The 24,798-nt window shown below is 55.3% G+C and carries 17 protein-coding genes; 2 read left to right on the top strand and 15 right to left on the bottom strand.

What is annotated here, in order from left to right:
- Positions 1–29 precede the first annotated feature (29 nt).
- From VGH19_18745 to VGH19_18675, 15 genes are all read right to left on the bottom strand, one after another.
- Entirely contained in the window at positions 30–2,648 is a 2,619-nt protein-coding gene (locus tag VGH19_18745; protein HEY1173415.1) for a hypothetical protein, read from the bottom strand.
- A gap of 8 nt (positions 2,649–2,656) precedes the next feature.
- Positions 2,657–4,657, bottom strand: coding sequence for a fibronectin type III domain-containing protein (locus VGH19_18740; GenBank protein ID HEY1173414.1), 2,001 nt, complete (start codon positions 4,655–4,657; stop codon positions 2,657–2,659).
- A gap of 148 nt (positions 4,658–4,805) precedes the next feature.
- Positions 4,806–5,711 (bottom strand): 5'-3' exonuclease H3TH domain-containing protein, encoded by a 906-nt coding sequence (locus VGH19_18735; protein ID HEY1173413.1) that lies wholly within the window; start codon positions 5,709–5,711, stop codon positions 4,806–4,808.
- A gap of 39 nt (positions 5,712–5,750) precedes the next feature.
- Positions 5,751–8,630 carry a hypothetical protein gene (locus tag VGH19_18730; GenBank protein HEY1173412.1) on the bottom strand — a complete coding sequence of 960 codons (2,880 nt, stop codon included), beginning with the start codon at positions 8,628–8,630 and terminating at the stop codon, positions 5,751–5,753.
- 24 nt (positions 8,631–8,654) lie between these two features.
- Entirely contained in the window at positions 8,655–9,458 is an 804-nt protein-coding gene (locus VGH19_18725; protein ID HEY1173411.1) for a hypothetical protein, read from the bottom strand.
- Between the two features lie 3 nt (positions 9,459–9,461).
- Positions 9,462–10,382 (bottom strand): Amuc_1100 family pilus-like protein, encoded by a 921-nt coding sequence (locus VGH19_18720; protein ID HEY1173410.1) that lies wholly within the window; start codon positions 10,380–10,382, stop codon positions 9,462–9,464.
- Between the two features lie 7 nt (positions 10,383–10,389).
- Positions 10,390–12,195 carry a type IV pilus assembly protein PilM gene (gene pilM / locus VGH19_18715; protein HEY1173409.1) on the bottom strand — a complete coding sequence of 602 codons (1,806 nt, stop codon included), beginning with the start codon at positions 12,193–12,195 and terminating at the stop codon, positions 10,390–10,392.
- Between the two features lie 254 nt (positions 12,196–12,449).
- The gene (locus VGH19_18710) at positions 12,450–13,418 is read right to left on the bottom strand and encodes a UDP-glucuronic acid decarboxylase family protein (protein ID HEY1173408.1); all 969 of its coding nucleotides are present in this window, start codon (positions 13,416–13,418) and stop codon (positions 12,450–12,452) included.
- 46 nt (positions 13,419–13,464) lie between these two features.
- Entirely contained in the window at positions 13,465–14,859 is a 1,395-nt protein-coding gene (locus tag VGH19_18705; protein HEY1173407.1) for a sugar transferase, read from the bottom strand.
- Between the two features lie 5 nt (positions 14,860–14,864).
- The gene (locus VGH19_18700; protein HEY1173406.1) at positions 14,865–15,653 is read right to left on the bottom strand and encodes an exosortase-associated EpsI family protein; all 789 of its coding nucleotides are present in this window, start codon (positions 15,651–15,653) and stop codon (positions 14,865–14,867) included.
- On the bottom strand, positions 15,650–16,651 hold the full coding sequence (locus VGH19_18695; protein HEY1173405.1) for an exosortase/archaeosortase family protein: 1,002 nt from the start codon (positions 16,649–16,651) through the stop codon (positions 15,650–15,652). Before VGH19_18695 ends, VGH19_18700 begins: the two co-directional genes overlap by 4 nt.
- A gap of 144 nt (positions 16,652–16,795) precedes the next feature.
- Complete coding sequence (locus VGH19_18690; protein HEY1173404.1) at positions 16,796–17,911, bottom strand: glycosyltransferase family 9 protein; 1,116 nt, start codon at positions 17,909–17,911, stop codon at positions 16,796–16,798.
- A gap of 58 nt (positions 17,912–17,969) precedes the next feature.
- Positions 17,970–19,091 carry a glycosyltransferase gene (locus VGH19_18685; protein ID HEY1173403.1) on the bottom strand — a complete coding sequence of 374 codons (1,122 nt, stop codon included), beginning with the start codon at positions 19,089–19,091 and terminating at the stop codon, positions 17,970–17,972.
- A gap of 51 nt (positions 19,092–19,142) precedes the next feature.
- A complete protein-coding gene (locus VGH19_18680) occupies positions 19,143–20,198 on the bottom strand; it encodes an NAD-dependent epimerase/dehydratase family protein (GenBank protein ID HEY1173402.1) in 1,056 nt (351 codons plus the stop codon).
- 115 nt (positions 20,199–20,313) lie between these two features.
- Positions 20,314–21,303: a malate dehydrogenase gene (locus VGH19_18675; protein ID HEY1173401.1), complete on the bottom strand. Its 990-nt coding sequence runs from the start codon at positions 21,301–21,303 to the stop codon at positions 20,314–20,316.
- Between the two features lie 199 nt (positions 21,304–21,502).
- Here VGH19_18675 and VGH19_18670 point away from each other — a divergent pair, with 199 nt between their 5' ends.
- Positions 21,503–22,207 (top strand): response regulator transcription factor, encoded by a 705-nt coding sequence (locus VGH19_18670; protein HEY1173400.1) that lies wholly within the window; start codon positions 21,503–21,505, stop codon positions 22,205–22,207.
- Positions 22,208–22,228: 21 nt separating this feature from the next.
- Entirely contained in the window at positions 22,229–23,407 is a 1,179-nt protein-coding gene (locus VGH19_18665; GenBank protein ID HEY1173399.1) for an ATP-binding protein, read from the top strand.
- Positions 23,408–24,798: the final 1,391 nt, after the last annotated feature.

The raw sequence follows: 24,798 nt of genomic DNA, 5'->3' as shown, positions 1-24,798 counted from the left end.
CAGATGAGTTTTTTCCGGTATCGAATTCATCACGGTCCGTTCAAGATTTGGCTTTCCAATGTATCAATGCCGGTTCCGATTGGGTAGACAACCGGTTCGGCACCTGACCCGTCATAGGTACCCCATGTGAAGTGAATCAGGATGGGGCTGGTCTGGCCCAGTGTCCGTGGCGTCTGGTGCGAAACCGCGGGACCCACATTGTTGTAGCTGATGGTGATCGGACCGGTGATCACACCGGGGCCGGCCAGTTGCGAGGTGCCGTTGATGGTATCATTATTGATCCAGTTGGCGGTATTCTCGCGCCTGAAGAGAACGGGGACGCGTATGCCCGTCACATCCGAGCTGAAAAATCCCAAATCTCCCGCTTCGTAGAGGAAGTCCGGTTGGGTCACGGCCCTGACCTCGATTTGATTATAGTTTGTGCCGCTGACTGTATATCCCGAAGTGCTGTAGACATTTGTGATGCCGTTCAGGCCCAATGTCAGGATGTTGGTGCCGTTAGTCACAGTCATGCTGCTGAGGAACCAATTGGTCACCGGATTGATGACGCGAGCCAGAACCGAATCATAAGGGAGCCGGCGGAACTGGATGCGGTCTGTGCCACGCCGAACGTGCGGCCCCATGGCAGCCGAGTTGGAAAGATACAACGGCAAAACACGATAGTTAACCGTCAGGACTTCGCGTACCAACTCCTGCCGGATGCCAAGCTGGGAAATGACGATGTTCGTCGGATTCTGCAGGAGAATCGGCTCAGCCAGCAGCACTGAATTCGTGCGATAACGGATCTGCTGGATGATATTGCTCAAAGTCTGGCCACCGAACGTGAAGCCGGCGGAGACCAGCGTGTTGGTGATGGCCGTCGGACTTTCGTACATCGTAGCGAGCACATTGTATCCGACCAGATTCGTCGGCACGATGTAGAAGGTTCCGTTCGTGTGTGACTGGAAGGTGGTAGAGGTGATGATGTTGGTGGTGATATTCGTCACACCAAAAGCCGGGTTATACGGCGATGAAACGCCGTTGAAACCGATGTTGATGGTGCGCGAGGTGATGAAACCGTTGGTATAATACTGGTTCGTTACCACATTGCCGAAGGTGTAACTGTAAGCAGCAATGACATTCGTGACCATGTTGGTGCCGACCACGACGCGACCAAGGAGAAATGCCGGGTCCGTATAAAAGTTGGTGATATAGGAGAAGTATGTCTCCTGCACCAGATTGGTGAGATAGATGTTTGTGCTGGTGAGCAAGATGCCAGGATACCTCGCAATCACCGCAGCCGGTGCATTCGTGGAGGAGAACTGGATCAATTCGTGCAAGTCATTGGTCGCCTCCACCAACACACGGGCGCCCGGTGCGGTGTTCGTGAAATAAGCTGTTGTGCTGATGTTTGTGACAACAATCGTCCGCTGCTCATTGGTCACGATATTGATCTGCTCCAGAATATCATAAGCGAACGCACCATTGGTGATGATGTAGAAAGTACCAGCAACCTCGTTGGTCACGAACTCCACCCGGTCCAGCACATTCGTTACAAATCCCACCTGATTGGAAGTGACCAGAATGGTCTGAACGCTTGCACGGGCCTGGTTGGTGATGAAGTTCGTCACCACATTGCCATATATGTAGCTGTAGATGTTTGTGACCGTCGGGGTGATAACTATATTGCCACTGACAACGCTCGTGAGATTGACCAACCCGACATTGGTCGTGATGGCGGCAAACTGGATGCCAGGAAACGCCAGTTGCATCTGTGGCGGAGTCAGGATGGTATTGGTGGATTGGCGGGTCAGCAGGCCCAAATCCCCCGTTCTGACCACCAACTGATTGCTGTTGGTGACCACGATTTGCGTATCTGTCAGCAACCGTTCACCCGCGATATTGTTCGTGCCATACAGATAGCGAAGGCCCCCCACATCATCACGGGTCAAACCGGTAAAAAAGTGCCCAATCAAGGGTGCTGAGTAAGCCACGGAAGTGAAAGTAAAGGCTGACGTATCAACCGGGCGTTCGGCCGCTTCGTGTGCGCCGATGAGGGTATAGTCCTCCCTCAAGTCATAGGTGTAGAGCGTCCCGTTCACGAAAGCGGTCGGCTGATGGCTTACGGGATCGAAATTACGCATGATGACCAGATAGTTGGTATAGGTCACTCCGTTGAACGTCGTCACATTTCGGTCACGAAGTGTGAAGGCATATCGTTCCGGCTGAGTCAGGCCGAGTTCCTCCACCATCGCCCTCATAGTGGTCGATTTGAGGTCCTGCAATCCGAGAGCCTGCGCACGGAAGTTCACCCGGGTGGTGCGCAGCGGGAATTCGTTCAGATTGCTGCTCATCAAGGAAAAATTGGTCATCGTATTGAACGTGTACAATGCCGATTCCACCTCGGAGACGCCACGGTTGCCGAAATATTCTATGAAGGAATCATCAAACGCCACGTACAAGACGGGCACATTCCAGCGATAGCCCTCACCGCGGTTCATGACACCGCCAATGTCGGTGCCGAAATTGTAACCGTTTGCGAAGATCTGCCATGTGGATATCGCAGGATTCCCTGTGATCGGCCCCAGCAGAGAAAAGGCCCGGGCAGCATTCTGTGTCACCAGAAGGCTGGCCAGCGCCACCAAATACAGCGTAAAACGTTTCAACATAGCTACCTCTAACGGACCAAGATGATGCGATAAAAGCCAATGCCTGCGGATTGATCCACAAACACGCTGTCTTCACCAGACACTGCCATACGTTGTGCTCCCACGTCAGTCCACGTCTGGAAATCAGATGAATGTTGGATCTGGTAAACTTTGCCCGGAGTGGTGTTCCACTTGAAGTAGAAAGCCCCTTCCACGACCTGAACCTGTGTCCTCAAGGCGCTGTTCTCGTCACGCGGGTCTGTTCCGGCCAAAAATTCCTGGTAGTTGCTCAGACCATCACCATCACTGTCTTCGCCCGGTGCGCCCCACTTGGAAGCAGTAGCTCCCCAGTTCGCAATCTGCCACTCATCGGGGATGCCATCCGCATTGCTGTCCACACCCCAAGTGCGTCCGGTCGCGGCCACTGATTGCGGTGAGACACGGTTATCGTTCAACCGGTAGGCAATCCGCCAGGAATAGGTTGTCGACGGTTGCAGGCCGTTGATCGTCACTTGCGTGGTGTTCGCATCAACGACCATCGGGCTGGGATTGCCATCCACATATACATAATAACTGGCTACCCCCATACCAACTAATGGGGACCAGCTGACTACGATGGATGAGCTGTCACGTCCGGAGACGACTGGTGTGGGTCCCGCTGGCAACGGTACTACTGAGTTATAACGTTGGGCGTGGATGTCGCCACTGTTCTCCCCGCCGACAAAAGTTGTCCACACCACTACAGCCTGGCCTGATTTGTTGATGGCCAAAGCGGGCTGGTTTTGAATGCTGTATTCCTCGAAATTCACCCGGAACTCGATCTCGGAGCCCGCTGAGGCGAGCCCTATGAACCGGCCTTTGACATCATCCCAGAAACTCGTGGTCTGGATGCTGTTCCAAACGACGAACAGCTGGTCACCGGAGGCAACTGCACGCGGCGAGGATTGCTTGCCATCATTCACCACATTGACCCGGAAAGGCTCCGACAAAGCCTGCCCGGCAGAATTGTAGCTGCGCGAGTAGATATCCCAATCTTCGCCGGCAACGTGTTGATTCCACACAAAGCTGAAGCCGCCATCCCCGCGAGCGCAAGCATTGGGAAGGGAAGCCACGGTGTTTCCGGCATCGACCTGAAACTCGTTACCCAACGCAAGTCCCTGCGCATCATAGCGACGGGCCAATATCTCAATCCGGCTGATTACCTGTTGCACCCATTGGCCGCCTTCAGCAGGTGTCAGGTTCGGATTCGTCACCGTTTGCGTGGGTTTTTCAGAAACCCAGCCCACTACAAATCCACCACCTGAAAGTGCTGTCACCGTCGCATTGCGCTGGTTATTGGGAGTATATTGGTTGATTTGAAATTCATTGCCGATCTTGCCGCCGGAAGCGGTAAACCGCTGGCCATACACTCCCTGGTAACTGCCATCCTGATGGAAGCTGGACCAAACGACTATCACGCTGCCATCCGCCAATACGGCCACATCTGGATCGATTTGCAGCAACTCAGTGAAAGTGTTCACTTTGATTTCGCCCGTGGAGAAAGTGCCTTCACCACTCATGAACCGGATAAATACATCCTTATCCACTTCACTTCCCCCCTGCCAGACCACCACTGCCCCCCCATCATTCAGCATCGCAACCTTCGGCTTTTCCTGATTGCCGGTCTCGGTCGTGTTCACCCGGAAACTGCCAAAGCTGCCGGATACAGATTGATCCAGCCACTGCATGCCAATCCCCAGTCCGTCTGCGTCCACTTGATTATCATGCCAGACGACTGCTCCCTTGTTCGCCCCCAGAGCCACTGATGACTCTTCCTGAGCTCCCTTCTTATTCCCGATGATGGCGTACTCTGCGCCAAAGGGCATGAAATTCGCCGCTCCCGCCCAAGCGACCTGCGAGAGCAACAGCAAACCACTCCACCAACGCAGGGCAGATTTCCCACCGGCTTTTTTCGCACGGTCCATGGTGCCACAATCCGGCAGGCCGCTAGGGCGCTGACGCGAATTCAGCTTGGCAGTTAACATATTCATCGAAATAAAACGCTTGGAGATGAAAACAGTCGCCTTGAGCTTAGTTGTCTATTCTTTGTGCACGCAATGTGAATACATTGTATTTACACACATCGGCATTTTTATGTCAACTCAATCAACGTTCGTTTTTTGCTTATCAAAACTTTATTTAACAAAGCAGCAATTCCCCGGCTGCTTGAGTCTGCTCTAATTCCCGCAATAACGTCTTAAAACCCCACTTCCGGTACAACTCACTGAGTTTGTCATTTTTGGGTGCTTTGAACTGCAAAGCCCCAAAGTCGCTTGTCGGTGCGGCTTCAACCCACAGCCGCACCATCTCCCGGTTACGAAATACCGCTTCTCGCGCATCTGTCAGGGCCTTTCTCTGGCGTTCTGAGGCCACCTTATCCAAGCCCGCATAGATTTGATCCAAGGAGCCGAACTTGTTCAACAAATCCGCCGCCGTCTTGGGGCCGATGCCCGGGACTCCAGGGATATTATCCACTGCATCACCCAAGAGACTGAGCCAGTCCACTATCTGATGGGGGCTTACCCCGGTCTTGGCAATCACTTCAGCCGCAGACCACAGGCGCTCTTCTTTGTCGTTGGGATTGATCATGCCCAAGTCGGGTCCAATCAGTTGGAAGAAGTCTTTGTCTGCACTGGCGATGATCACCCGATGCCCGCTCACCAAAGCATCTTGAGCCAGCCGGGCGATCCAATCGTCTGCCTCCAAGCCGTCCTGACACAGGCTGGCAATCCCAGCAGCATCCAGATACTGTGTGATCTCATCCAGTTGCACAGCAAGGTCACCAGGCATCTCGGGACGGTTTGCCTTATAGTCTGGCAAAGCCGTCCTGCGGCCTTCGGCCAATCCCCCATCCCAAACCACAGCAGCGCAAGTAGCACCGCTTTGGAGCAGGATTTTTTGGAGCATCTTCACGAAACCATAGATGGCGTTCGTAGGTGAACCGTCGGGAGATGAGAGCGAACGGATGGCGTAAAAAGCACGGTAGGCATATGCATGGCCATCGACCAGCAAGAGCACCGGCTTTTCTGACGCTTTATTATTCACGTTCGCCTGCATGTTCCCAGATTGGACCGTGAACCGGGCTTAGTATTGATAGTTCTTGTCGCGCACGCTCCAAGCCGGCTGCGGAGGCACCGAGTTTCTCGCAAAAGGCATTTCGCGGTCGCTGTTCACGCGATTACCCGAAGGATCGATAATCGTCGGCGTGACAAAGATGATCAGATTCTTCTTCGAAGTGGATTTGGATTCACTGCGGAAGAGTTTGCCAAGGAACGGCAGGTCACCCAAGACCGGCACCTTGTCTTTGACGTTGCGCACGTCCTCGGAAATCAAGCCACCCAACACCATCGTCTGACCATCCCAAACCACGGTGGATGTCACCACGACGCGTTGACGTGTGCGAGGCAAAGGCAGCAAGGCGGTGAGCGGGATGCCCACCGTGGCACCACCGACTGATTGCGCCTGCGGAATGAAACCACCCGGATTGTCGTAACCGATGAATTCGGTGATCGTCGGGATTACGGTCATCTGAATGGTGTAACCATCCGCAGAAACATACGGAATCACATCCAGCACGGGACCGGTGGGGAAGTTGGCCAAGGTATAAGTGACCGTAGAGCCAATCGCACCGGTACCACCACCAACCAAGCCGCCAGTTTGCTGACCACCCGTTTGCTGGAGCGATACGTCGGAAACCAACGTGACATTGTCCACCACGGATATTTGGGCCTGCCGACCGCTGACCGTAGTCACCCGCGGTGCCGCCAGCAGGTCAACACCATCACGCTGTTCCAAGGCACGGATCACTGCCTTGAACTGCGGATCGGTCAAAATACCGGTGAAGGAGGCCAGTGTCGGGATGGTAGCCTGCTGGCTGCCGATACCGATCTGCTGGCGCAATCCGCCTGTCAGGAACCCATCCGTTGCGGAAGGTGCCGTTGCTGTGCCAAACAAAGGATTGCCCGGGAACGTTCCGGTGGGATTAGCCGTGCTGGGGGCACCCGTCAAAGTAGGTTGTGTGCCCGGCTGCGCTACGACGCGTCCGCTACCGATCAGAGTAGGTCCAAGGAACCAGTCGAAGCCCAAACCGCGCGTGTCATTTTGTGTGACTTCCGCGAATTTGGCCTCCACTTGCACTTGCGGCGGGATGATGTTCAATACTTCGATAGCACTTTGGATGATCTCCAAGTCCTGCAATGAGGCGCGTACCATGAGGACACCCGTACGGTCATTGAAGAAAATCTGGGTGGATGCACCACCGGCAGCGTTGGAAGCAAGGTTCACACCGGCAGCCGCGAAGAACTGACGGGCGAGTGCCTGAATCTGTTCCGTGAGAACAATCGTAGTCACACCTGTGATACCAGCGCCGCCTTGGCCGCCTGCACCACCAGCGCCACCTTGACCACCCAAGCCACCACCGGCTTGACCACCGCCACCCTGACCGCCTTGGCCGCCTTGGCCGCCTGTGGTGACAGCTACACGCGGGATAGCCAACGGATCAGCACCACCATTCTGGCCGCCCTGACCACCACCCTGACCGCCACCACCACCGCCGCGGCCACCACCGCCGCCGCCACGACCGCCACCGCCGCCACCACCGCCACCGCCTGAACTGGACAGGGTATCAACCGTCAGACCGGTGACGCTCTCCAAACCTTGACGGAACGTGTTCGGATCAATCTTGAAGATGCGGGTGAACATCTGCGGCGGATCTACCACGCGCTGACGGAAGACAACTGCATAATCCTCGACCATGAAACTCAAGCCACGACCTGCGATCGGAGTGGCCACTTTGGTGATGGCATCCAACGCATCAATCATGCGGAGGTTTTTCAACGGAGGGTTGATTTTGACCAGCATCGTTTCCAGATCCACTGCTTCCGCCGGGGCGGCGGGCAAAGGAGCCAGCGGCTGGCCCAGAGGATCCAACCCAGGAGCACCACCGAATTCACCCGGCAATCCCGCGGGAGCGCCACGGCTGGAGGGTTGGTCGTCAAGGTTGGAGTTGATGATGAAATTGATACCTAGTTTTTCCGGGTCCTGCTTTACTGATTCCTCTTGCAGGAATCGCACCACTTCGGAGAGCGGCAATCCGTCGAAAAACACTTCCTTGATCACCATTTGATCCAGCTTGGCCAGAACGCGTTGACGGTTCTTGGTGCCGGTCTGGGCCACATTGGTGCGGACATAGGGATTGGGCACCGGAAGGGCATCCCGGCTGGTGGGGATTTCCCAAGCTCTCTCCACGTCCACGATGCGCACGCGCTGTTCATAGTCGCGTTTGCGGGCCATGTCGCTGTAACGGGCTTCTTGGATCAGGTTCAGATAGTAGAAGGCCGCATGGTTGGCCGGATCCCGCTTGATCGCCTCGCGCAATTTAGCTTCCGCCTCTTCCAGACGGCGCAGTTCGTAAAGCAGCTTGGCGTCCTGAACCATGATGGACACTTCTTCCTTCTCCGCCTTTACCACTGGCACCTTGGCCAAAGTTTCCTTGCTGGGCATGAAGGGCCGGGTCTTGGCGGCCACTTCGGCATTATATGCCTTGAATTCCTTGGCCTGGCTGTTTTGGGGATCAAACTTCAACAGCTCGGATGCCTGTTTGTCCGCTTCAACGAACTCTTGGTTCTCGAAATGTTTGCGCGCAATGCCCAAACGCGTGGTCGTGAGGCCCGCCAAAGCCTGCCGCTTTTGCGCATCGACATCGGTGCCGCCCAAACGATGCACGAGCTTCAGGCATTCCTCATATAGCGAGGCTGCATCTGCCAGATTGCCCTCCTTTTGCAGTGCGGCCGCGCGCTTCAAGGTTTCCTCCAGCAGCGTCAAAGTGGCCTGACGCTTGGCCGCCTCTTCGGCTGCCACCTGCGCAGGGTCGACTTGGGCGTGGATGGGTGCCATCGCCAAAAATACGCCGAGAAACGCCACACATGAGGCGAACTTGGTGATCCGGATTGTACTGAGTTTCATACCAATAAAGACAAGGAATCTGCGTTATGGTGTCGCGCGTAACGGGACAATCGTTCGTTTTTGGTTGCGTTCGGCGGACATTACTACCTGCGTCTCCGTGATAGCAATGATAATGTAATTTTCTCCTGCGATGGTTATGCTTTCATTGACCCGCTTGCCCTTGAACTCCTGGTTGTCCGGCGGGTAAGCCATGTCCACCACGTAATCGGTCGTCTTCTCACTGGGCATCGCTTTTGATACCAGCAGTTCATCGTTTGTTTCATCCTCCAGCCACACGAGGACCAGGGTGGCCTCGATCGGCACATCCCCACGCACTTCCTTAAGCATGAAATATTTGTTCTTTTCGTTCAACGAGGCGAATTGAGTGATCTTGCGCCGGTCAGCCGGTGTGGCACCCGCCTGCTTGACTATGCCGATGTTGTAACGGGCTTTCTCGCCGGTCCCGGAAGCGCTCTCAAGACTGACGATGCGCTTCAACGGACGGATGGAACTTGCCTGCAGCGCACCGATGCCGATTTCCGAGCCGGTGGAAACCTTGATGATGTTGCCGTCCGGCTTCTTATACCAGCGCACCGGATTGAACAGCAGGTGCCGGTTGGTCATGCTCAGCGCCGGAGCATTCGTGTGGACGGCCAGAGAATTTTGAAATGCCGTCAAATCCACCGCTTTCAGGGGAACTCGCGGGTAGCTGTCAATTGTCTTGCCAGCCTTGACCAAGCTGCGCTTCACATTGCTCACCTTGATGCTCAACATGACCGCCGCGACTGCGAGTGCGAGCAAAACGATGCAGAGAATGATCTTCTCGTAATGTTTTTTCAGGAACTGCATGGTTTATTTTGCGGCTTGAGCTTGGTTCAGGCGGACCACTTCGATGAAGAGGTGTATCTTCAAAGGCTGTTCAAACAGATAAATCTCGTCTTTCACCGGCGTCGAGTCAGCGGCCTTGGCTTTGCCCTTGGCCGCAGCTCCCACAGCTGGAGCGGGTGCGGCTGCCGTCGGGACCGGAGCGGCCACCGGTGCGGCTGATTTCATGGTCTCCATGTTGATCAGCTTGACCGAGAAAAAGATGGGCGAGCGTTGCAGGCGCTCCAGCACTCCGGCCAGTTCCGTGGAAAAACCGGTGAAAACGATCTCATAAGGAGTGACCGAGGCGAGGTTGTTATAGGCTGCCGGATTCACCGCCTTGTCCAGATAGTGCGGACCTTGGGCCGGATCCAGTGTGGAAACACGGACGCGGCGCAAGGATTCCAGCTTGTGGATCTGGCTTTGGAAAAGATTGGTGCAAAGCTCTCTCACCTCCATGAGCTGGCGGGTGAGCGGTTCGATGCTGGCCGCATCAAAATTGACCTGCTGCACCAACGGCTCGAAGGAAAAGGCATAACGCGGAGCCGGCAACTGCACGCCCGCCTGCTCAGCTCCCTTTTGCAGGTCCGCCACGGTGTTCAATAGATAAGAGGAGAACTCTTGGCTCGTCATCTTCGGGACTGGCGGATAGGTGATGTTGGTCTGCACGCCAGCCATGAACTGGACCAGCCGTTGCGTCTCCTGCTGAGCCAGAGTCAGGTTGGCCTGATCCGGGAACGGCTGGGACTGCATCAATGAAATCAATTCACTTTGGGCCGACTTGAGGGACTTGGATGCTTTGACATCAGCTTGGATCGTCGAAACCAGAAACACGATCGCGCCTGCCATCAGGCCCAGCGCCAGCACAATCCCTATCAGCAGAAAAATATTTCTCTTAATCCAGCGCATAAACGTATCAGTGGAGGCGGACAGGGCGCTTAAGTTGCAGGGTCATTGAGAAAGAGAATGACTTGGCGGCAGGATCGACCTCCTCCATCTTGTCATCCAGTTTGGTGTAATCCGGCAGGAACAGCGTGTTGGTCTTCACGACTTCTTGCAGGGCGAAAGCGAAACGGCGGTTGGCATCAGGCGCCAGGCTGTTGAGGTTGGCCGCCCGGAAAGTGACTGCATAGTAACCGACCACCACTGGAGCGGCGGGTGTCGGCAGCGGGGTGGCTACCGGCTGACCGGGTGCAGCGGGAGCACCGCCCGCCGGACCAAAACGGCCACCACCACCCACAGGAGCCGCTCCCGTAGGCAACAAGGGTGTGAATTTTTCAATCCAGACACCCGTATCTTTTCCAAATGCGTTGGAGGAAGATGCTTCATACTGCAACAGCATGGACTGCAGGCTGTTCATCAGTTGTGGTGTGTAATAACGGTCGTCAAGCAACATGGCGTGTTCATTGGCCAATTGGTACTGTGTCTTCAACGTACCAAACTGGGCGTCAAGCTGCCCCTTCATGTTCCGCAAAGGATTGATGCGCTCGTTGAGCTTCTTGATCTCCGCATTCTTCAATCCGGCCTGCTGTTTGTAGAAAAGGCCGTAAGAGAAAACCACGAGCACAAGGCTGAACAACGCCGCCATCAACCAAGGCTTCTTTTGGTCAAAGGCCTTGCGCTTCAGGTGGCTCTTGGGCATCAGGTTGAGTTCCACCGGGCATTGCGCCAGATTACGGACACCCAAGCCGACGACTTCACCGAAGGAGTGCGCGACCGTCGCCAGTTCCTCCAGCGAGATGCTCGGATCGTACTCCACGTTCTGCAGCGGATTGAAGTAATCCACCGGGATGTTGAGCTTTTCCGCGAAAAATTGCGCGGCATACGGCATCATGGAAGCACCACCCGCCAGATAAAGCCGCGCCGGGGCGGAGCCACCCTGGTTGTTGCGGTAGAACTGGATGGTCTGGTTCATCTGGATGTGCAGGCGGGTCATCACCTGCCGTGCGATCTTGGAGATCGCGGCCTGATGAGGATTATCCGGTTCCTCGTAAGCACCACCGAGACTCACGAAGCCTTGCTCGATCTTGATGCGGTCCGCCTCATCGAACTGCAAGCGCGCCTCATTGGCGAAATCCTGCGTGATGGCGTTGGCACCGATATTGATGCTGCGGGAGAAAACCTTGCCCTTCTCGAAGAAGAGGACGTTGCTGGTCTTGGCACCGATGTCCAAGAGCATCGTGCAGCCTTCCTGCTCGCCGTAGTTGAAGCGGTAGGCATTGCACAGGGCAGCCGGGGAGACATCCACCAGGTTCATCTGCAGCCCGGAGGTCTCGGCGATGTTGAAGAGGCCCTCCACGGTGTCGCTCTTGATCGCGACGAGCAACACTTCCAGTTCACCCGTGGCGTTAGCTCCTAAAATCTGGTAGTCCCAGACTACTTCCTCCAAGGGGAAGGGAACGTTCTGCTGCGCCTCGTATTGGATGATCTGGGTGACTTTGGCGGCATCGACCGGCGGCAGTTTGACGAATTTGGAGAAAACGTTGTAGCCGGCGGCGCAGACGTTGATCTGGCGGGAGACGAAACCTTTTTCCTTCAGCAGTGTTTGAAGTGCCTGGATAAGCGCGGCCGCACGCGTTGAGTCTTGCGACCCCTCCAAGCCCAGCGGTTTGACCGCGTAGCGCAGGAGGCGCAGTGTCCCCGTTTCGTTTGGCTCGAACTCGGCAAGTTTGAGGGTTCCCGCCCCAAAATCACCGCACAAAAATGACTTCGTTTTCAGCATTTAGTTCGCACTGCTGTTTCCGCCGACAATACAACCCGGCACAATATGTATCCCTATTGCATCTGAGGGGTTGCGAAATTCGAGAGTGGTGGTAACTGGAAAGCAACTAGGGGGTCAAACGAAAAATCTGTTTCGTTTGAATAATTTTGAACCTTTAGCCGTCCAAATCCGTCTCATACTGGTTGAACCTGTCTATTAGAACAGCTCACACGTTACAAAAAATCCCCTAAAAAGCCTTATTTTTTCCATTTTCCTCATACTCTCGGTTTAAAATATTCGATCGTCCGCTGCATACCTTCGGCGAACGGCACTTTGGGTTCCCATTTCAGGAGTTGTTTTGCCTTCGTGATGTCCGGGCGACGTTGCTTCGGATCATCCTGCGGCAAGGGCTTGAAAACTATCCGGCTTTTGGAACCGGTAATCTTGATGATCTGCTGGGCGAATTCGAGCATCGTCATCTCGTGCGGGTTGCCAATGTTCACCGGCAACGGATAATCGCTCATCATGAGCCGGTAGATACCTTCAATGAGGTCCGCGCAATAGCAGAAGCTCCGCGTCTGTTTACCCTCTCCGAAGACCGTCACGGGCTTGTTCCCCAAAGCCTGGCTAATGAAGGCAGGCACCACCCGGCCATCCCGCAAACGCATGCGCGGGCCATAAGTATTGAAGATGCGCACAATGCGTGTCTCCATCTTATGCTGGCGGTGATAGGCCATGGTCATGGCTTCGGCAAAACGCTTCGCCTCATCGTAGCAACCTCTTGGCCCAATGGTATTTACATTACCCCAATACTCTTCCGGCTGAGGATGCACCAAGGGATCACCGTAGGTCTCAGAAGTGGAAGCGATAAGGAAGCGGGCTCCTTTCTCTTTCGCCAAACCCAACGCCTTGTGTGTGCCCAATGAACCGACCTTCAAGGTCTGGATGGGCAGTTCCAAATAGTCGATAGGGCTGGCGGGTGAAGCGAAGTGCCAGACGTAGTCCACCGGACTGTCAAGGAACAGGAACTCGGTCACATCCTGCTGGATGAAGCGGAAATTAGAATTGCCCGCCAAGTGGTCGATGTTGTCCACCGAGCCGGTCACCAAATTATCAATGGCGATGACTTTATGCCCCTTGCTGAGCAGCAAATCCACCAAGTGAGAGCCTAAAAACCCTGCACCACCCGTTACCACAGATACCGGAATTTTGGTGCGTTGAACCGCTTTCTTAGCTTTTGCCATAAAGAATATGCTTCTGAGTTGAGCAGCGTTTGAGGATACGACTTTTTTACTTCGCCCCGTTGCCCGACAACACGGCGGGAATGGTCAGGCAGAGAATCTTGAAATCAAGCCATAATGACCAGTTATCGATGTATTCGAGGTCAAGCCTAACCCAATCTTTGAAATCATTGATGTTATTGCGCCCGCTGATCTGCCACAGGCAGGTCAGCCCAGGCTTCACGCTTAAACGACGGCGGTGGGCCAGGTCATCGAATCTCTTCACCTCATCCACCGGCAAAGGACGCGGCCCCACGATGCTCATTTCCCCGACCAGCACGTTAAAAAGCTGCGGCAGCTCATCAATGCTCCATTTCCGGATAAACCGTCCCACAGGTGTCACGCGCGGGTCATTGGTGAGCTTGAAGACCGGGCCTGACATCTCATTTTGGGCGGTCAAAGCCGCCTGTTTCGCCTCCGCGTCGCTCACCATGGAACGGAACTTCCACATCATGAACGGACGGCCATTGAGGCCGCAACGACGTTGACGGAAGAACACCGGTCCTTTGGAGGTAAACTTGATGATCACAGCCAAGGGCAGAAAAAGCAGGGGCAGAAGCACAAGCAATCCCACACTTGCCAGCACGAAATCCAGCACTTGCTTGGCCAACACCTGCCAGGATGTCTCCGGCACCGAGCGGAACACCATCACCGGGCGGCCCATAAAATCATCCAAGGCCGTCTGGGAAATGGTCGTTTTAAAGAAATCCGCCAGCAAACACACTTCCACGCCTTCCAATTCGCACAGCTGGATGGCTTTCTCCACTTCGCCGAAAACCGTATGTTTGGCGCTCAGGATCACGCCATTGGCCGAATGCTCATGCAATAAGGGGATCAAATCCTCGACCGGCCGCTCGTCCAGATAAAGCCGGGCCACGATCTCAATGCCGCCGGGCAACTGATTGCCAAATTCGGCTTCCAGCTTGGTGGCATCTTCACGACCACCCACCAAAATGATGCGCCGCGCGGTTTGTGCCCGCCCATATTCTGACAAAGCCCACCAACGAACCACTTCCTCCTTCAAACAGATCAAGGCAAAGCTGGTGACCCCGAAAAGGATGATCACGGAACGCGCCAGCTGAGCTTTGAGCAGGAACAGCACCAAAACCAAAGCCACAACCGCCAGCACACAGGTCTTGAAGAGTTTCCAGTATTTTTCCACCCGTGAAGCAAGATCATTCCGCCCATAGAACCCCTGCCCCTCCAGCAATACCGCGCCGATCACCGCGGAAAGGCAGAATACCGTGAAATAATGCTCAAAAGACTGGATCTCTGCCGCGCCACCGAACACTTCAATGGGCACGTGAGCACGGATGAAATGCGCCAGCCAGAATCCGATCGCAAACAGTCCCGCATCCAAGACGAGGTGGACGGAGGAGCGCAGTTGGTGTTGGCGTCTGAACATGGCGTTTACGGCTGACCTTGCATTTCGCTATGCGTTAGCATCGTTGAAAGTACGTTGTTACGCAAGTCATCCGCCCTGGTCTTCGCCGCTCCGGCAGATATCTGAAACTCCGGTGAGGAAGCGGTGATGAACCGTCTTAACCGCTCCAATGCCTGCGGCTCCTGTTCCGGCGAGCAATAGGTGAAATAGGCTACATAGGCCCAGCGTTGCAGTTTGCCTGCCCGCAAGAGGTCTTCGGCCATCCACCACATACGCTGTGCCTGCCCCGGGGTTTGACGGCCATCCGCCACAAACCAGTAGAGGTAGAGGCCCCGCGCTTGGAGCGTATCCCCGCTTGCTGTGGGCAATGCCTTGTCCAAGAGCATCCGGTTATATTCCAGAATGTGGCCTTCCTTCAGTTTGACGCTTTCCACGCCAGTGGCGGTTTGATCAATCTTCCACCCCTGTCCCGTCAGGCAGAATTCCGGGCGATGTATGCTCGTCCGGTCCGTCCCCATCATCACCACACTGACGGCGATCATGAACCCGTCCGGGGCCTTGTAAATCCGCCTTCCATAGGTGGTGTCCTTGGGCAGCATGCCCAATTCTTCTGGCAATGGCCCGTGCTTTTCGCTCTCGAAGTCGAGAACCCGCTCCGGCAATACCACCTCCAGGCCGCTGCCCGTATTGGCCTTGACCACTGTGACCCCGGGTTCACCCAGTTGCTGTTTGCCTTGCAGACGATGGATCAATCCCGCAGTTAAAAGCATGAGGCCCAAGGCTGCCCCCCCCATGATCATGTGCTGGCGCATCATACAGGAGTCTCCTTGGTTTTCTTTTTCCTGAACACGACTCTCTCCAAAACCGTGGAGATCCCGTACATCCCGGCCAAAGCGACGGCAAAAGTCACAAACCCAAACTTCTGCTCAATCATCACACCGGCATCGTGCCCGAAGGCTTTGCCCACCAAAATGATCGTGGTCAGCCGCACCACATTGCCCAGGACCGCCAGCGGCATCGCCATGCCGATCACGATCAGCCTTGGCCACCATTGCTTGAAGATCACGAAGGCATATACCGTCGCCAGCAAAAACATGGCCACGAGACTGCGTATACCGCTGCAGGCAGGCGCCACATCATAGTTAAATTTCCCGGCTTCATCCAGGATGCGCGAACCATCCTGAATCACGCCCACCCCCAAAAATTGCGCGATGCCCACTGCAACCTTTGTTACCACCATGCGGAGCGGAAATGTGACCATCCCGCTCAGGGAGCCAATGGGCACGCTGAACATAAAGAGAAAGTAAGGAAAAAAGATCGCCCGCAAAAATGCCGGTCCCCACGTCACCCCGATCAATCCGTAAATCCCCATGAACAAAGCGGCCACCGAAAGACGCGGTTGTTGCACGATGTAACCCAAGACATGCAAAAGACAGGCTGCTCCTAAAATGATCAACCCTGGCCACCACAATCGTTTAGGAGCTGCAAGCAGCTCTTTCCTCTTCCACCAGCACAGCCCGAGCACCAAAAACGGGATATATGGTCCGTGATCGTCGTCTTGAAATGGAGAATTGTAAGCCCCTTCAAGCCACAGATAGAGCGAGGGTGAATTCACATACCCGAATGTGGAATTCCCTAAGAACTGAAACAACAAGAGCCAGGGAATAATCAACCCAAAGAACAGCCCCTTCTCAGGAAATTGGTGCCAGCAATCCTTTAACTCTTCTAAAAATGACGGACCAGCAGCCGCTTTCGGCTGCTCAGGCTCCGTCGCTAGATCAGCTGCGGCCATACAGTTGCGGCCAAGATGCATGATTCCTCTGCATTCCACAAGGCACCCCTCGTAACGAAATGACAAAATGACGAAATCTGAATGCCCAAGGAATGAATCAATGTCCAATGACCAATTAGGATTTGGCCATTTGTCATTCCTTTGTCATTCGGGCTTAGCCATTGGTCATTTAGCAATAAGCTCTCCCTGCAACTGCCTTACCGACTTGCTCACCATCTCCACCGTCACACCATCACGACAGATGAAATTCGGCTGCTGGCAGTGTCCGAAACACGGATGGAATTCACACACCTGTCTCCGCACTACGCGTTGACGACTGCCCCATGGTGCAAACCAATCCGGATTGCTCGCCGTGAATACCGCCACTACAGGCTTGCCTAAAGCTGCCGCCACATGTGCCACCCCCGTGTCATTGCACAAGAGCGCATCCGCCTGCGCCATGGTCGCAAACAGGCTGAAAATATCTCTCGTCCGGCAACTGGGGAACGTATGCTTCAATGTCCCCGGCCAAGATACTTCGGGCGATTCCAGTAAAATCACCTTCGCACCGGCGGCTTGCAACTCCTCTCTCAACACGCGGTCAAAATTCTCCACTGGCCAACGATGCGCCTCTACACGAGCACCCGCATGCACCATCCAGATCGGCTGGCGATTCGTCCTTGCTTCATCGATGGCGCTTTGTACTTCATCGGGAAATGTCGCGACGGGAGGTGTAAGCCACGGTGCAGCATCACTCCAAGGCAACAACAACGATTGCGCAATCTGTTGCCAGCATACCACATGATGTTGCTGCTCATTACGACGCTCAATGGAGACGTTCAGCAGCGGACGAAACATCGCCAGTGAACCGGCATAATACAGCACTTTCCCCAAACGTAATTGCCGCTGCCTCCACGCCAGATGGTTCGCATAATAATTCTGCTTCACCATTGGAAAACCCACGCGCTTCTTCGCCCCGGACATCGCCATGAGCCAATGCACCCGCGTATCCGCCCACACAGAAACGGCCACCTGCGGGCGCAATTGCTTGAGCTTCCGGGTGTATTCTTTCACCCCGCTCTCCGCCCAACGCTTCTTGTCGTAGCGGCCTTCATCCGCCAGCCACGGTGGTGTCCACGGGATGATACGGTCTGCCGGTAAAACCATCTCAAAAACTGGCGCCGTGGCGGGCGTGCACGTCACATAGACATCATATCCCTCCAGCGCCGCACGTACAAATGGCAGGCTCATGATGGCGTCCCCCATCATCCTCTGCTCAAATATCAGCAACACTGGTTTCATGCGTCTAAATCGTCCTCGTGCTCGTCATACCCTTCGTCCTCAATTTACTTTTACCGACCTATCTTGCATCACTCCACTTACGGAACAACGCCTCATACTCATCCGTGATTTGCTCCCACGTGAAGCGCTCTTTGATGCGTTCTGGCGCCGTGCGACGCAACTCCACCACGCGTTCAGGATTCGCCTCCGTCGCCTTGATCTTCTCCGCCAAATCGTCCGAATTCTTTTCGTAAAGCACCCCATGCTTGCCCGCCGCGAGCACTTCGGAATTGAATGGTGTATTTAGAGCGAAAATCAGATTCCCATAACCCAACGCCTTGAGCAGCGAAGGATTGATACCGCCAAATTGATGACCGTGAATGTAACCGTAGCAGTTACAGTGCAGCTCTTTCACATGTCCCGGTTTGCCCACATGACCAAGGAACTTCACACGACCATTGGAGAGTGCTTTCAACTTATCCAAGAAGGCTTTCTCGATCGTATTGCCCTTGTAATCTGCCCCACCAGCGATCGCCAGCCACTTGCGCGAACCGCTCTTCACGAATGCTTCCACGATCAGGTCCGCGTTGTTATCCGGCACCAAGCGGCTCGCGATAAGATAATAATTCTGCGGCTCCAGACCATATTCCTTCAGCACTTCCGGCATGGTGGAATTCTCGATGTTCGCACCGTAAGCGATGTAGGTGGAATTGATCCCGAACTCCTGCGCATACAGGCGATGCATCTCATCCGCATCCGTCACGATCTCATCGTAGAACCACGTACCGAGCCGCGCCGAATTCTTGAATACAAACTTGCCCACGGTGTTCCACTTGGGCCGCAACCACTCCATGCCGTCCACATTCAGAATGCACGCTTTGCCCAATAATTGCGGGATGAAACCGAACATGCCATTCGCCGCATTCACCACGAACACCATGTCATAATTTCCCAAGCTGGCATGCAATGTCGCGTACGCCGTATGCGAGAGCGTGCTGAGAAATTTATGCTCGATGCTGGGCAGATAGATCATCTTCATGCCCAGATGCGTCTCCGGCCGCTCCTTATACAATGCGCTCCGGCAATAGATCGTCACCTCATGACCGCGATGCGCCAATCGCGGAGCCAGCTCCCCGATGAACGTCTCATACCCGCTGTAACTCGAAGGCAACCCGCGGATGCCCAAAATCGCTATTTTCATGCTAAACTAAAACGGAACAAACCGACACTAATTGCACTGATTTTCACGAATTCAATTTGTGTTAATTTGTGAAATCCGTGTCTTCTTCACTTCCCCTGCTGAGGCTAGCGCCTTCCACGAGGGCGGCAGGTTCTTCCACACCTCAATCCCCTCAAACGCTTTCCCCGAACGACTACCGTGCTGTTTTACCCATTTCGTCATGCGTTGAACACCGTCTGCCAGCGAAACGTTCTGGATGATGTCGCCGAAACATTCCTTGGCCTTGTCGTGCGAGGAATACGCATGGACCACTTCATTGCGCGCCTCCAGATGCTTGATATTGGGCTGCACGCCCATCGCCTTCGCGACTTCTTCCGCGAGTTCTTTCACGGTGTAAGGCGTGTCCGCACCGACATTGAAAACCTGATTCCAACACTTCTCACGCGTCACACTTTCCGCAATGACCGGCGCCACATCCGCGATGTAACTGAACGCCCGCGTCTGCAAGCCATCGCCGAACACTGTCATCGGCTGGCCCTGCAAAATCTGGTTCATGAAGATACCGATCACATTGCGGTAACGATCACCGATGTTCTGTTTCTCCCCGTAAACATTATGCGGACGGAACACCACGTAATTCAACCCGAACATCTCGTGCGCTTCCTTCAGGTCCAGTTCCACCGCATATTTCGCGATGCCATACGGATCTTCTGGCTGCGGCACAGCGTCTTCCGTCATAGGCACCTGATTGCGCCCATAGACCGCGATGGACGAGGTGAACACAAAGCACTTCACCGTGCCCGTGTTCACCGCGGCGTTGATGAGATTCACGCTGCCGAGCAAGTTGTTCGTGTAATTGAACCGCTTGATGAAATGGCTCAACCCCTCCGCCGCATACGCCGCGAGATGGAACACGTAATCGAACTTATACTCCGCGAACAGCTTGTCGATGAGCGCCGTATCATTGATGCAGCCTTCCACGAACGTCGCACCCGCTGGCACGTTGTCCTTGAATCCACCGCTCAAGTCATCCAGCGCGATCACCTCGTGCCCGCGACTGAGCAACTCCTCCGCGACGTGAGCGCCAATGAACCCCGCGGCACCCGTGACTAATGAACGGCTTTTCATGGTGCGCAAAGCGTGGCAAAGCGAAGCAAGCCTGTCGAGGGCGTGATTTGGCCCAAACAAAACGCCCGGAACCATCAGCGGTTCCGGGCGTTTTCGGAAATCACTGTCTGTTCACTTATTTCGGCAGCAGCTCGGAAACCAGCGCCTTCTCTTCCTGCAATTCCTTCACCGTCGCATCAATCTTCGAGCGGCTGAAGTCATTCACCGGCACGCCTTGCACGATCTCCAGCGTCTGGCCGTTGGAACGCACCGGGAAGGAGCTGATGAGGCCCTTCTCCACGCCGTAGCTGCCATCAGAGGCCAAGCAGACGCTCGCCCAATTGCCCTGCGCCGTCGGCGTCACGATGGACTTCACGCTGTCCACCACCGCGTTCGCCGCGCTGGCCGCGGAGGAAGCACCGCGCGCCTTGATGATCGCCGCGCCGCGCTGCTGCACCGTGGAGATGAAGTCATTCTGCAACCATGCGGAGTCAGAGATCACTTCCGTCACCGGCTTGCCATTGATCTTCGCGTTGTAAAAGTCCGGATACTGCGTGGCGGAATGGTTGCCCCAGATCGCCATGTTCGTCACCGCCGTCGTGTCCACGCCCGCCTTCTTGGCGAGCTGCGATTTCGCACGGTTTTCATCGAGGCGCGTCATCGCGAAGAAGCGGTTCGCCGGGATGTCCTTCGCGTTGTTCATCGCGATGAGGCAGTTCGTATTGCACGGATTGCCCACCACATGGATGCGCACATCGCTCGCCGCGTTCTTCTGGATCGCCTGACCTTGGCCGATGAATATCTTGCCGTTGATACCGAGCAAGTCCTTACGCTCCATCCCCTGCTTGCGCGGCACGCTACCCACGAGCAACGCCCAGTTCACACCTCGGAAACCTTCGTCGAGGCTTGCCGTCGGCACGATGCCCTTCAGCAACGGGAACGCGCAGTCTTCGAGCTCCATCACCACGCCGTTCAAAGTCGGCAGGGCGGGTTCGATCTCGATGAGGTGCAGGATCACCGGCTGGTTCGGTCCGAACATGGAACCGGACGCGATGCGGAAGAGGAGGGAGTAACCGATTTGACCGGCAGCACCGGTCACAGCAACACGGATAGGCGTAGCGCTCATATTTCTAATTCAATGAAATTCGTGGGCGCCGAGTATAGAAGTGCCCATTCCCTACGCAAGCGGGAATCAAACCTCCATCTCATCCTCGAATTTCATCTTTGGTCATTCGGATTTCGTCATTCGTCATTGCGCCTACAGGCGCCGTAACCCCGTTGTAACATTCTTGTAACCCCCACGTCATTGATGCTCTACTGGTCGCATGTTAACCAAGGCTCGAGTGAAACCTAAGATTTTAGTGGTGGATGACGAGCCGGATGCTCTTGAGCTGATCGAGTTCAACCTCAAGGCCGCCGGCTACGATGTCGTCACCGCGGCTGATGGCGCTGAAGCCTTGAAGAAAGCCCGCCTCGTTGCACCCGATTTGATTTTGTTGGACCTCATGCTCCCGGAGATCGATGGCTTGGAGGTTTGCAAGATCCTCCGTCGCGATGCCAGCACTGCGGCCATCCCCATCATCATGCTCACCGCGAAGGCGGCTGAGATCGATCGCATCCTCGGCCTCGAACTCGGTGCCGATGACTACGTCACCAAGCCATTCAGCCCGCGTGAACTCGGCCTGCGCATCAAGAACCTCATGCGCCGCACCCAGTCGGATGACGAGAGCAACAACGACCTCTTCCACATCGGTGAACTCTTCATCGATGTCCCCCGCCACCTCGCCACCGTCGGTGGCAAGCGCGTGGAACTGACCGCCACGGAATTCAAGCTCCTCACCGTCCTCGCGCAACGTCGTGGCCGTGTGCAATCCCGCGAAAAACTCCTCGCGGATGTCTGGCAATACGACAACCTCATCGACACCCGCACCGTGGATACCCACATGCGCCGCCTGCGCGAGAAGCTCGGCAAAGCCGCACGTTATCTCGACACCGTGCGCGGCGTCGGTTACCGCTTTGTCGAAGGTTGATCACCTTCATTTAGCTGAACCATGTGGATCGCGCTAGCCATCTTGAGCCTTGCCTGCACCGTGGGCCTCTATGTCTGGTCCCGTGGCCAGATGAAGGCCCTCGAAGGCGCTCTCGATCGTCTGCGAGCCGATAGCACCAAGCAACGCGAAACGCAGCAACTCGCCCTCGCCGACGAACACGCCCAGCAACAAGCCCTCTTCAACTCCATGGTGGAAGGCGTCCTCGTCCTCGATCGCGATGGCAAGATCCGCCTCGTCAATCAAGCCGTTGAACGCGTCTTCGGCGTCAGTCACGACATCCGTGGCCAGACCGTCATGGAAGCCTTCCGCATGCACGCCCTGCAGGAGCTTCTCAATCGCGCTGCCGTGGAAGGCCAGATCACCGGTGGCGAACTCGAACTCCCCGGCATCGACCTCCGCTGTCTGCAAGTGAACATCGTCAGCTTGCTAAACCGCGATGGCCGCCCCGCGGGCATGCTCCTCGTCTTCCACGATCTCACCCGCCTGCGCCAGCTTGAGAACACCCGGCGCGATTTCGTCGCCAATGTCAGCCACGAACTCCGCACCCCGCTCTCGCTCATCAAAGGCTACACCGAAACCTTGATCGACGGTGCGAAAGACGATCCCGCCGTCGCTCTGCGTTTCCTCCAGACCATCGATAAACACGCCGATCGCCTCACCTTCTTGATCGAAGACCTCCTGACCATCTCGCGCCTCGAATCCGGACAGATCGTCATGAACCTTCAACCCTTCGAACTCGCGCCCCTGGTCGATCACGTCCTCGATGACCTCACCTCCCGCGCTGCGGAAAAGAACATCACTCTCCGCAACACCATCGCCGCCGACACCATGGTCCACGCCGATGGCGACCGCATCGAGCAAGTCCTCTTCAACCTCATCGACAACGCCATCAAATACGGCAAGCAAGATGGCATCGTGGAAGTCTCCAGTCGCGCCTCCGATGATAAACTCATCGAAGTCTCCGTCCGCGATGACGGCCCCGGTATTCCTGCCGATGCGAAAGACCGCGTCTTCGAACGCTTCTACCGCATCGACCGCGCCCGCTCCCGCGAAGCCGGTGGCACAGGCTTAGGACTCTCCATCGTGAAACACATCGTCCAATCCCACGGCGGCGAAGTCTGGATCGAAAGCGAACTAGGCCAAGGCAGCACCTTCTCCTTCACCCTCCCGCGCGAGTAATCACTCGCGCAGTCTCAACAATCGTGCTCGTCCTCGTCGTCGATTTCATTTCCCCTAAGCCCCATAAGTCCTATCGGACACATAAGACCCATTCCCCCCATCTCTGAACGTTGAACGCCCAAAGTTGGACGTTCCCGCAAGAGTTCCGTCCCGCATGCGGTACGGCTTCCTTTAAACCGTAGCAGCCGACGTAAGGAGGCTCTAACTTTTCCACTCTCGATGTTCGATGTTGGGAGTTCGATGTTCGATGTTTCCCAACTTCCCCCTCATACTTCATCCTTCATAATTCATCCATTCCCCAGAGCGGCCTTCCCATCTCGTCCGGTCAATGCTCCCTCTTCTCGATAGCATCCTGTCCTGCGGTACTCTAGCTACCAGTCTGCACCTTCCAGATCCGACCCTCGCCAGCCACTCCAACAACCAATCGTCGTCGTTCTCGTCCTCGTCGTCGTCCTCGATTTTTATATCGGTGACTCCGACCCCGACAAAACACCCGACTATTCAGCCAGAAACGCAGCCAAAGAACTTTTGAATCTTGCGAGCGCACCCTCCCAAATCTTCCTTCTCCCTCACGGGAGAAGGATTGAGGATGAGGGTGTGCCCCCATTTCTTCATTCACCATTCTTAACTCTGCGTTCCCCTTAAGGAACTATGTCAAAGAGCAATGAAACCATCCGCCCCCTGCTGATGTATCTGGCCTATGGCTCCTCCTCACAGGGAGGCCAGACTCTGGCGCTGTTCTAAACCCGGCTGGTTCCGCAGTGGGTACTTTGAGATTCCTCAGTGAGTCATAAAAATCCTACGCCCACCGACGTCCCGTTCCCCCTCCAGCTTACGAGCCCCGATCCAACACCCGATACACCCACAGATCCTACCAGAGATGAACTGGGCTATTTCCGTGTTTCCGTTTTGGCCACCGGTGCAACCGGCTGAAAACTGAACACTGAAAACTTTCCCACTCCATCATCCCATGATGGCTCCATAAGGCTGTCACCTCCCCACCAACGCAGGACACACCAATGCAATAAATCACATCGCTATGCTTGATGACTTGGGATTTCAGCCGTTCGCGTTCCTAACTCGAAACTTTAAACTAGGAACCAGAAACTGGCTTTGCCCCGCCTTTACCGACAACGAGTTGTCAGCACTGCAAAGACTACCAAATCCCCGTCAATTTTCCATTTAAAAATCACACCAAACAACCCTTCAAACGCAACAAATTGGAACAGAAGAAATTACACCCGAAAATATGGTTCTTCGCTGTTTTCAGTGGAATGGGTTCAGTGCTGGGGCAGGCGGAGTTTGCCTGCGAGGAAGTAGAGCATGGTGATGAGGTAGGTGGAGGAGCGGTAACCACGCGCTTTGCGGCGGGTGGCGCTGAAGACGCTGTT

The organism is Verrucomicrobiia bacterium (genome assembly GCA_036405135.1).
In the GTDB taxonomy this organism is placed as follows: domain Bacteria; phylum Verrucomicrobiota; class Verrucomicrobiia; order Limisphaerales; family JAEYXS01; genus JAEYXS01.
Note: the sequence above shows the minus strand (reverse complement) of the source record. Positions and strands in the feature narration are given on the sequence as shown.

What these genes read in the sequence shown, in the direction of transcription:
- VGH19_18710 (HEY1173408.1), bottom strand. Translation starts at nt 13,418, where the DNA reads ATGGCAAAAGCTAAGAAAGCGGTTCAACGCACCAAAATTCCGGTATCT.
- VGH19_18695 (HEY1173405.1), bottom strand. Translation starts at nt 16,651, where the DNA reads ATGCATCTTGGCCGCAACTGTATGGCCGCAGCTGATCTAGCGACGGAG.
- pilM (HEY1173409.1), bottom strand. Translation starts at nt 12,195, where the DNA reads ATGCTGAAAACGAAGTCATTTTTGTGCGGTGATTTTGGGGCGGGAACC.
- VGH19_18740 (HEY1173414.1), bottom strand. Translation starts at nt 4,657, where the DNA reads ATGAATATGTTAACTGCCAAGCTGAATTCGCGTCAGCGCCCTAGCGGC.
- VGH19_18675 (HEY1173401.1), bottom strand. Translation starts at nt 21,303, where the DNA reads ATGAGCGCTACGCCTATCCGTGTTGCTGTGACCGGTGCTGCCGGTCAA.
- VGH19_18725 (HEY1173411.1), bottom strand. Translation starts at nt 9,458, where the DNA reads ATGCAGTTCCTGAAAAAACATTACGAGAAGATCATTCTCTGCATCGTT.
- VGH19_18685 (HEY1173403.1), bottom strand. Translation starts at nt 19,091, where the DNA reads ATGAAAATAGCGATTTTGGGCATCCGCGGGTTGCCTTCGAGTTACAGC.
- VGH19_18705 (HEY1173407.1), bottom strand. Translation starts at nt 14,859, where the DNA reads ATGTTCAGACGCCAACACCAACTGCGCTCCTCCGTCCACCTCGTCTTG.
- VGH19_18700 (HEY1173406.1), bottom strand. Translation starts at nt 15,653, where the DNA reads ATGATGCGCCAGCACATGATCATGGGGGGGGCAGCCTTGGGCCTCATG.
- VGH19_18745 (HEY1173415.1), bottom strand. Translation starts at nt 2,648, where the DNA reads ATGTTGAAACGTTTTACGCTGTATTTGGTGGCGCTGGCCAGCCTTCTG.
- VGH19_18665 (HEY1173399.1), top strand. Translation starts at nt 22,229, where the DNA reads ATGTGGATCGCGCTAGCCATCTTGAGCCTTGCCTGCACCGTGGGCCTC.
- VGH19_18680 (HEY1173402.1), bottom strand. Translation starts at nt 20,198, where the DNA reads ATGAAAAGCCGTTCATTAGTCACGGGTGCCGCGGGGTTCATTGGCGCT.
- VGH19_18730 (HEY1173412.1), bottom strand. Translation starts at nt 8,630, where the DNA reads ATGAAACTCAGTACAATCCGGATCACCAAGTTCGCCTCATGTGTGGCG.
- VGH19_18720 (HEY1173410.1), bottom strand. Translation starts at nt 10,382, where the DNA reads ATGCGCTGGATTAAGAGAAATATTTTTCTGCTGATAGGGATTGTGCTG.
- VGH19_18690 (HEY1173404.1), bottom strand. Translation starts at nt 17,911, where the DNA reads ATGAAACCAGTGTTGCTGATATTTGAGCAGAGGATGATGGGGGACGCC.
- VGH19_18670 (HEY1173400.1), top strand. Translation starts at nt 21,503, where the DNA reads ATGTTAACCAAGGCTCGAGTGAAACCTAAGATTTTAGTGGTGGATGAC.